6 protein-coding genes are annotated in these 7,815 nt (G+C 66.5%); 2 read left to right on the top strand and 4 right to left on the bottom strand.

The window, feature by feature from the left end:
- The coding region (locus GT613_RS14350) for an electron transfer flavoprotein subunit alpha/FixB family protein (RefSeq protein ID WP_161172692.1) at positions 1 to 843 on the bottom strand (843 nt) is incomplete at its 3' end.
- 48 nt (positions 844 to 891) lie between these two features.
- The gene (gene fixA / locus GT613_RS14345; protein ID WP_161172691.1) at positions 892 to 1,650 is read right to left on the bottom strand and encodes a putative electron transfer flavoprotein FixA; all 759 of its coding nucleotides are present in this window, start codon (positions 1,648 to 1,650) and stop codon (positions 892 to 894) included.
- Between the two features lie 505 nt (positions 1,651 to 2,155).
- Between fixA and GT613_RS14340 the strand changes: the two genes are divergently transcribed.
- The gene (locus GT613_RS14340) at positions 2,156 to 2,941 is read left to right on the top strand and encodes an enoyl-CoA hydratase/isomerase family protein (protein ID WP_009304362.1); all 786 of its coding nucleotides are present in this window, start codon (positions 2,156 to 2,158) and stop codon (positions 2,939 to 2,941) included.
- Positions 2,942 to 3,129: 188 nt separating this feature from the next.
- Here GT613_RS14340 and GT613_RS14335 read toward each other — a convergent pair whose 3' ends face one another.
- Positions 3,130 to 4,416 (bottom strand): hypothetical protein, encoded by a 1,287-nt coding sequence (locus GT613_RS14335; protein WP_161172690.1) that lies wholly within the window; start codon positions 4,414 to 4,416, stop codon positions 3,130 to 3,132.
- Between the two features lie 259 nt (positions 4,417 to 4,675).
- On the opposite strand from GT613_RS14335, the gene GT613_RS14330 reads away from it, so the two are divergent.
- Positions 4,676 to 5,671, top strand: a complete 996-nt coding sequence (locus GT613_RS14330; RefSeq protein WP_009304360.1) for a hypothetical protein — start codon at positions 4,676 to 4,678, stop codon at positions 5,669 to 5,671.
- Between the two features lie 549 nt (positions 5,672 to 6,220).
- On the opposite strand, the gene GT613_RS14325 is transcribed toward GT613_RS14330, so the two are convergent.
- Positions 6,221 to 7,663 (bottom strand): MFS transporter, encoded by a 1,443-nt coding sequence (locus tag GT613_RS14325; RefSeq protein ID WP_015760804.1) that lies wholly within the window; start codon positions 7,661 to 7,663, stop codon positions 6,221 to 6,223.
- Positions 7,664 to 7,815 lie beyond the last annotated feature (152 nt).

The following is a 7,815-nucleotide window of genomic DNA, read 5'->3' as shown; positions in this document are numbered from 1 at the left end:
GTCGCCCACGATGCCGTAGTCGCACTGCTTGAACACCGGAGCGTTCTTGTCCTTGTTGATGGCGAACATCGTGCCAGCGCGGTTGCAGCCCACCATGTGCTGCATCTGGCCGGAGATGCCGCAGGCGACGTACGCCTTCGGGGACAGCATGAGGCCGGACACGCCCACGTACAGCTCGGTGGGAAGCCAGTTCACGCCCTCGGTAAGGGGACGCGAGCAGGCAAGGCCTGCGCCCAGCTTGTCGCACAGCTCGCGCGCCAGGTCGAGCTCGGACTCCTCGGCGAAGCCGCGGCCGGCGGCCACGACGACGTCGGCCTTGTTCAGGTCCACGCCGCTCTTCTCGATGGGCTTGGAGGAGACCAGCTTCACGGGCGTCGCCGGAGCGACCCAGGCGACGTCCTCGACGGCGTTCGCGCCGGAGGCCTCGGCGCCCTCGAATGCGCCCGCGCCCACCGTGTAGATGGCCACGTCGCCTGCGGCCTTCTGCACGCGCTCGGCCACGCCGCCGAAGTACAGGCTGACGGCGCCGTTCTCGAAGGACATGACGTCGGTGATGACGGAGGCGTTCGCATGGGCGGCCAGCTTGCCGGCGATCGTCTTCATGTGGCGCGTGGGCTCCACGAGCACCACGGCCGGAGCCTCGGCGTCGAACACCGATATCACGGTGTCGGCGGCGTCGTCGAGGACGGTCCCTTCCGGCACGGAGATGCGGGCGATCTTATCGGCGACGGCCTCGGGGGCCTCGCCGAAGGAGACGAGCACGACTTCGTCGGCCATGGTGCGAGCGCCGGCGCAAAGCTCCCGAGCGGCATCCGTGCGTTCAGCGATAACGAGTACTTTCATGAATATCAACTCTGCCTTTCTATTGCATAAGGGGATGGTCGAGGGAACTTACAGCGCGGCCTTGAGGGCGGCGGCGAACTGCTCGATGGCGCCGTCGGCCGAGGCTTCAAGGATCTCGCGCTTGCGATCAGCCTGCTTGGGGGCGAGGCAGGACGCGACCTCGATGGAGCTCTCGTACGCGCCGTCGGCGCCCGCCACGTTCATCGGCTTCTTGCCGGCGGCGAGGATGTCCTTCATGCCGGGGATGCGGGGCAGCGCGATGTCCGGCGCGACGGACACGACGCACGGCAGCGGCGCCTCGACGACCTCCACCACGTCTTCCAGCGTGCGCTCGACCTCGAGCGCGCCGTCCTTGGCGGTAATCTTCGTGGCGGCGGTGACCACGGGCAGACCCAGCTTGGCAGCCAGCTGCACGTCCACCTGCTGCGCGTAGTTGTCGGCGGAGCCGTCGCCGCAGAGGACGACGTCGAAGTCGCCCACCTTGGAAACGAGTTCGGCGAGCGCGACGGCGGTGGCGCGGGCGTCAAGTCCCTTGCATGCGTCGTCGGCGGTCATGTACAGCTCGTCCACGCCGCGGGCGAGCACGTTCTTCTTCAACTTGGAGTCGTCGATGTCGGCGCCTCCCACGGTAACGGCGACCACGTTCGAGCCCTCGTTGGCGGCGGCCAGCTGAGCGGCGGCCTCGATGGCGTTCAGGTCGTAGGCGGACACGGTGTTCTTCGCCTTGGAGTAGTCGAGCGTTCCGTCTGCCGACACCTGGATATCCTGATCGTCGGGAACCACCTTGAAAGCAGCAACGATGTTCATCCTGTACCTTTCCCTTCTCGTTTGCCTTACTTTTGCATGCAAGTCGTTGGCCGGGCGCGCCTCGGCGCCTTCCTCCGATGCTTCGGAAGGCCCGGGGCCCTTCCCGGCGCGTTGATGACAGTTTGCCGCCCTGTCATCGCCCCGTCATCGCAAAATCGCTGTGAAACCCTCATTACTCAACTTTTGACTATGCCTGCGCGGGCTCTGCGGACGGGGGCGCCGGAGCCGTCCGGCGGCGGCGCGGGCCAGGCGGCGCGGCGAGCCCTTTCCACTTGGTCGCTACCCCGGTTTACTCGGGGCTACTGCTTTTTTTGCGATGCCCCGCTTGCGCAGTATCGTCGAATTACTGCGCTGCTTGCGATGCGGCCGATACCTGACGATCCCTATGATGGAACCAGATTTCAGGCGCGTCGAGCCTCCCGCTGCGCCGTGCTGCACATGCCGCAGCGGGAGGCGAGACCGCTTGGGAAACAGGCGTGAGATCGCAACAATCCAAGGAGGAGCAATGGCAGATTACTATGGCACCGACACCGTCGTATCCGAACTTCGCGAGGACGGCCTGCTGATCATCCGCATCAACCGTCCCGACGTGGCGAACGCCCTCAACGGCGTCACCTCCAAGGCCATGGAGAACATCATGAACAACGCCGAGACCGATCCCGCGGTGCGCGCGATCATCGTCACCGGCACCGGCAAGGTGTTCTGCGCGGGCGAGGATCTCTCCGAGCTCAGCGAAGGCGGAGAGTGCCAGACCGTGACCGAGCACGGCTTCGGCGGCCTGACCGCGCGCCTGTGCTCCAAGCCCGTGATCGCGGCCTGCAACGGCTCCGCGGCCGGCGGCGGCATGGAGATCGCCCTGTCCTGCGACATGGTGGTGGCCTCCGAGCGCGCCAAGTTCGGCTGCACCGAGGTGGGTCTGGGCATCATCGCCTCCACCGGCGGCCTCGTGCGCCTCGCCCGCGACATCAATCGCAAGGACTGCATGGAGCTTCTGCTCACCGGCAAGAAGATCAAGGCCGATGAGGCCAAGGCGCTGGGTCTCATCAACTACGTCGTGCCGGCCGAGGAAGTCATGGACAAGGCCATCGAGCTGGCCGAAGAGTGCCTGAAGAACGCGCCTCTGGCCCTGAAGTGGACGAAGTACATCGTGCACGCCGCCGACCAGATGTCCGAAGAGGACGCCATGCGCTACAGCGACGCCGCCTACCGCTTCCTGGAGAAGACCGCCGACGGCATCGAGGGCCCGGCCGCCTTCGTCGAGAAGCGCACGCCGAACTGGCAGGGCAAGTAGCTCCTTCTTGGTTTTCGCCCTTGAAACCCCCGGACTCGCGTCCGGGGGTTTTGCCTTTTCCAGCGCGGCAGAGGCGCGCGATCGGCGCGGACGGGTCGCATCCATCGCGAATCGGCGCGGACGGGTTGCGCGAGATGCGCATCCCTCCCCGCGCCAAAAAAGCGAGGCGATGGGACGGGGCCAACGTCTCATTCCTCCAACTCCCCCGTCAGACGTTCCTTCCAGGTGAGCTTGCGTGGCGCGAAGGGGCTCGGCAGGGGCACGTCGTGGCCGATGGAGCGCAAGGCGATGTCCCACAGCGTGCGGCGCCCGCCGAAGAACAGGTAGCCCTTCTCGAGCTCGGGAAGGGCCTTCTCGTCCGCCGCGCCGCTTTGGGCGAAGCCGTCGAGGATCGCGTCGCTCTCACGCTTCGCCTTCGCCCGACGGTACGCCACCACGGCGTTCGCCACGAACACCCCCACGGTATAGGGCAGAACGAAGGCCTTCACGAGCGCCACCAGGTCGTCGGTGCGGTAGTCGGCCAGCGCCCGGGCCTTGTCGCCCACAAGGTCGGGATCGACGACGTGCGCGAGCTGCCCGCTTTCGCCCTGCGCCGCCCAGCGCTGCACGTCCACCAGCCACGCGCCCGCGAACACGATGGCTGCACCGGAGAACGCCACCGCCGCAAGGCCGAGCCCTTTGAACCAGCGCGCAACGCTGCTCATCCAGTAGTACGGTACCGTATAGGCGTACAGCAGCAGGAGCACGGCGGCGAACACCACCGAACCGCCGATGATCACGGCGTCCTGGCGCACGAAGTAGTCCGTCGCCGATCCGAGCACGCGCTGGACGTCGTAGACCCAGGAGAACCCGTCAGCGACGGCCGCCTCGGCAGGCCGGCCGATGGAGCCCGCGAGCGTCGAGATCCATGAGAGCACCATGCCGAAAACCGCGACGATGACGAAGAACGCCGGCAGGGTGACCGCGATGCTGGCCAGGCCGCGCGCGAGCCCGTTGTCGAAGCGCAGCGCCACGTAGTAGAGCAGCAGAAAGCCTCCCAGCAGCACGGCGGCGAATCCCAGGTACAGCGCGATGGAACCCGACAGCTCCGCACCCGGCAGAAGCGCGAGCGCCGCGCGCGAGACGAGCAACGCCGCCGACAGACCCACGAGCGCGATGCAGCCGAGCACCCAGGCGCGCTGCAGCCGGTCGGTCTCGGTGTCGAGGCGCGCCGTGCCGTTCTCGTCGACGAGCCGCACGAAGTCCAGGCGGTGGATGCGCTGCGATACGCGCACCGCCTTCAAGGCGAGCGCGAGCGCAGGCGGCAGGAACAGCGCGAGCCCCGCGCCCGCCGGCAGCGCAAGGCAGAGCCCCGCGTAAAGCGCGAGCGGCAGACCCCAGCGGTACCCCGTGTCGAAAGGCCGGCGCGTCCAGGCGCCCAACCGCCGGGCAGCCGAACGAACGGCCTGCTTGCTGTCGGGAAGGCTTCTCATCATGCGTCCAGTGTACGATCGCCCCGCCCGCCGGACAAGCAACGGCTGCGCAACCCCGCGCGAGAGGAGCAAGGAAGCCGTTCGATATAACGGGAATTCCACGCGGCTCCAACGCGGATCACCCACGGATCCAACGTCGTTTCCACGTGGATCACCTACGGATCCAACGTCGTTCCAACGCGAATTCCACGTGCCATAACACCTGGTAAACAGCTGGTCTGCGCGCTCGTAGCATATCGAAGCCCCATGCTACCCTCACGTCATGAACAGGTATCTCAGTCATACTTCCGCATTGGAATGGCTCGCATACGCGAAGGCCGACCCGCTCGCGCCGGCCGCAGCCGATCGTCGGGAACGGCTTCCTCGACACGACGGAACCCCGCTTCCGCCTGCCGGTAAGACGACGCGCGCGGACATCGACGGGCTCGCCAGCTTCGGCCTCGGGTACCTCGCGAAGCCCGTGCACCTTCTCGTGCCGAGCAGCGAGTGCAGGATACGATGCGCCGACGCCCGTTGCCACGTGCGATCAGGCCCCTTCCCCGCCCGTTCGTTCCTGCCGATCGACGAAGAGACGTTCTCGTCCTCCCCGGAGCTCGCCTTCGTTCAGATGGCGGAAGTCCTGGACTGCCCCCGGCTTGTCAAGCTGGGGGACGAGCTGTGCGGCATCTACGGCATAGAAACCGTCGGCATCGTCGACTTCGACCGAACGAGCCCTTTCACCACCGTCAAGCGGCTGGAGCGGTTCCTGCTCAAGGCAGAGTGCATGCCCGGCTTGGTGAAAGCCCGGAAAGCAGTGCGACACATCGCGCCGGGTTCGGCTTCGCCCATGGAAACGGCCATCGTCCTGCTGTTCTGCCTGCCCCCTCGGCTCGGCGGGTACGGCTTGCCGCGCCCCGTGATGAACGGAAGGGCGAGCCTCAAGAAGCAAGCCTGCCGCAAGCCCTCCGACCGACGCTACCGTTGCGACCTCTTGTGGCCGGCCGCCGACATCGCCGTGGAATACGACAGCTTCCTGCATCACGGCAGCCGCGCGAAGATGGCCGACGACGCAAGAAGAAGGAACGACCTGCTGGCGCGAGGCACCACGGTGGTATCGATCACGGGCAGAACAGTGTGGAACCTCATCGAACTCGACGAGATCGCACGGCTTCTTGCAAGGCGCATGGGCAAACGGCTTTCCACGAACGGAGTCGGCTGGCGAAAAGCCCAGCACGAGCTTCACGGGATGCTGACGGGGTCTTTCTTCGACGGACGATGAGCTTTCCGCTAATATAATCGGCTTCCCAACATGCGCAGCAGGGCTTCGCGCACGTTTCCGCGTCGCGATGTGCAGCAAAAACGAGGTTTTGGCAGTCCTGACCACAAGGAATGCGAAACGGAGAAGTCGCGACCAGGGGTTTCGCCTGGTTGCGTTCGCTCCGACGGCGTCCAACCGCTTCCGAAACGTCGAAAGACTGCCAAAACCTCGTTTTTGCTGCACATCGATGAGATCGAACGTGCGCGGAGGCCGCGAGGAGCGGCGCGCGAAGCGAGGGCGGCACGAGGGTGGCGAGGCGAGGACGGCGCTGGCGGTCGGGCGCATGCGGGGATCGCAAAGAGCAAGCGACGCGGACGGGCGCGAAGGTCGCAAGGTGCGGGCGGCGCGATGATCGCGTGACGAAGGAAGTCGAACGGGCACTGGGACCGCGAGGTGCGGGCGCGCACGGAGGTCGCAGGATGCGGGCGACGCGGGCGCACGGGGCGTGCGAGATGCCGTCGCGCGCCCGGGCGGTTGCCGGGCGCGCGAGGTTGCGGCGCGGCGCCTCCCCTACGCCCCGCGCGGGTGCGCGTCCCCCTCGTCGAGCGAGCTCGTCTCCAGAAGCGACTTGCCCTTCGTCTCGGGCGCCATGAAGGCCGACAGCACGAGGCCCAGGATCACGAGGCCCGCCGCGATCAGCATGGTGGGGCCGATGCCGTAGGCGGCCAGGAACAGCGGCGTGCCGTACGTGGCGATGATGGTGCCGATGCGCGAGAACGCGATGGCGATGCCCACCGCAGAGGCGCGCACCTCGGTGGGGAACAGCTCGTTGGGGTACAGCCATTGCAGGATGCCCGGGCCGCCGCTGAAGAACGCGTACAGGCCGAACCCCAGGATGATCACGTAGATGGGGGCGTCCGGGAACACGCCCAGGATGACGAGGCCCACCGCCATGAGGGCGAGCGAGCGGATGAGCAGCGGACGGCGGCCCATCGAGTTCAGCCAGAACATGGCCGGGATGGAACCGATCAGGAAGAACAGGCTGACCACGCTCTCGCCCAGGATGGCCTCGTGACCCTCCCCCAGCCCGAAGGCCGTCATGATCTCGGGGCCGAACGTGTAGATGGCGTACATCGGCACCACCTGGCACAGCGTCAGGATGCCCAAGAACACGATGCGCTTGGCGTAGCCGCCCGCGAACACCTTGCGCAGGCTGGTCTTCTCGCCCGGATCCTCCAGCTCGAGCTCCACGCCTTCGCCGAACACGCGCCGCATGACGGCGTCGGCCTCCTCGGTGCGGCCTTTCTGAGCCAGCCACATGGGCGACTCGGGGATGTCGTGCCGCCCGACCAGCAGGATGATGCAGGGGATGACGGCCGAGCCGAGCATCCACTGCCATCCGTTGGGCACGCTGTACAGGAAGTACCCCACGAACGCCGCCACCGTGGCGCCGAGGTACCAGGCGGCCGACACCATGCCCATGGAGATGGAGCGGTGCTGCTTGGGCGTGAACTCGGCGATGAGCGAGGTGGCTATCGGGTAGTCGGCGCCTACGAACACGCCGATGAAGAAGCGCGCCGCCACGAGCTGGAGCGGGTCGGCGCAGAACACGCTCAGGATGGAGAAGGTTCCGATGGCCACGATGTCGACGATGAACATCTTCTTGCGCCCGATGCGGTCGGTGAGGTAGCCGCCCGCGATCGTGCCCACGAAGATGCCCAGCAAAACCGACGCCCCGATGGCCGCGCTCCACGCCTCGTCGAGGTTGAACAGCGGTGTGATCTGCGTGAGCGCCACGCCGATGAGCGAGAGCACGTACCCGTCCAAAAACGAGCCGCCGCTCGAGAAGAACGTGATCTTGCGCAAGAAGGGCGTCATGGCCACGTCGTCCATGGTCTTCTTGGCCGACTTCTTCACCTTGTGGACCACGTCCCCGCCGATCTGCTTGGCGCCGTCGGCGACCTCGCCCATGGGAGGGCTCGTTACCTGGGTCATATGCTTTACGTTGCTCATGCTCTCATCTCCTTCTGTGCTATGCGTTCCTCTTGCGATACATCCTGAGCGGAGCGAAAGCTCCTCTTACCGTCACCCCGAGCGAGCGCAAGCGAGTCGAAGGTCCCGGCGGCACCAGCCGTGACGTTTCCCGCTTGCGCCGCACGGGATCC

The organism is Eggerthella sp. BIOML-A4 (assembly GCF_009875575.1).
GTDB lineage: Bacteria > Actinomycetota > Coriobacteriia > Coriobacteriales > Eggerthellaceae > Eggerthella > Eggerthella lenta.
Note: the sequence above shows the minus strand (reverse complement) of the source record. Positions and strands in the feature narration are given on the sequence as shown.

Coding starts and splice junctions, on each gene's coding strand:
- GT613_RS14340 (WP_009304362.1), top strand. CDS start 2,156: ATGGCAGATTACTATGGCACCGACACCGTCGTATCCGAACTTCGCGAG.
- fixA (WP_161172691.1), bottom strand. CDS start 1,650: ATGAACATCGTTGCTGCTTTCAAGGTGGTTCCCGACGATCAGGATATC.
- GT613_RS14335 (WP_161172690.1), bottom strand. CDS start 4,416: ATGATGAGAAGCCTTCCCGACAGCAAGCAGGCCGTTCGTTCGGCTGCC.
- GT613_RS14325 (WP_015760804.1), bottom strand. CDS start 7,663: ATGAGCAACGTAAAGCATATGACCCAGGTAACGAGCCCTCCCATGGGC.
- GT613_RS14330 (WP_009304360.1), top strand. CDS start 4,676: ATGAACAGGTATCTCAGTCATACTTCCGCATTGGAATGGCTCGCATAC.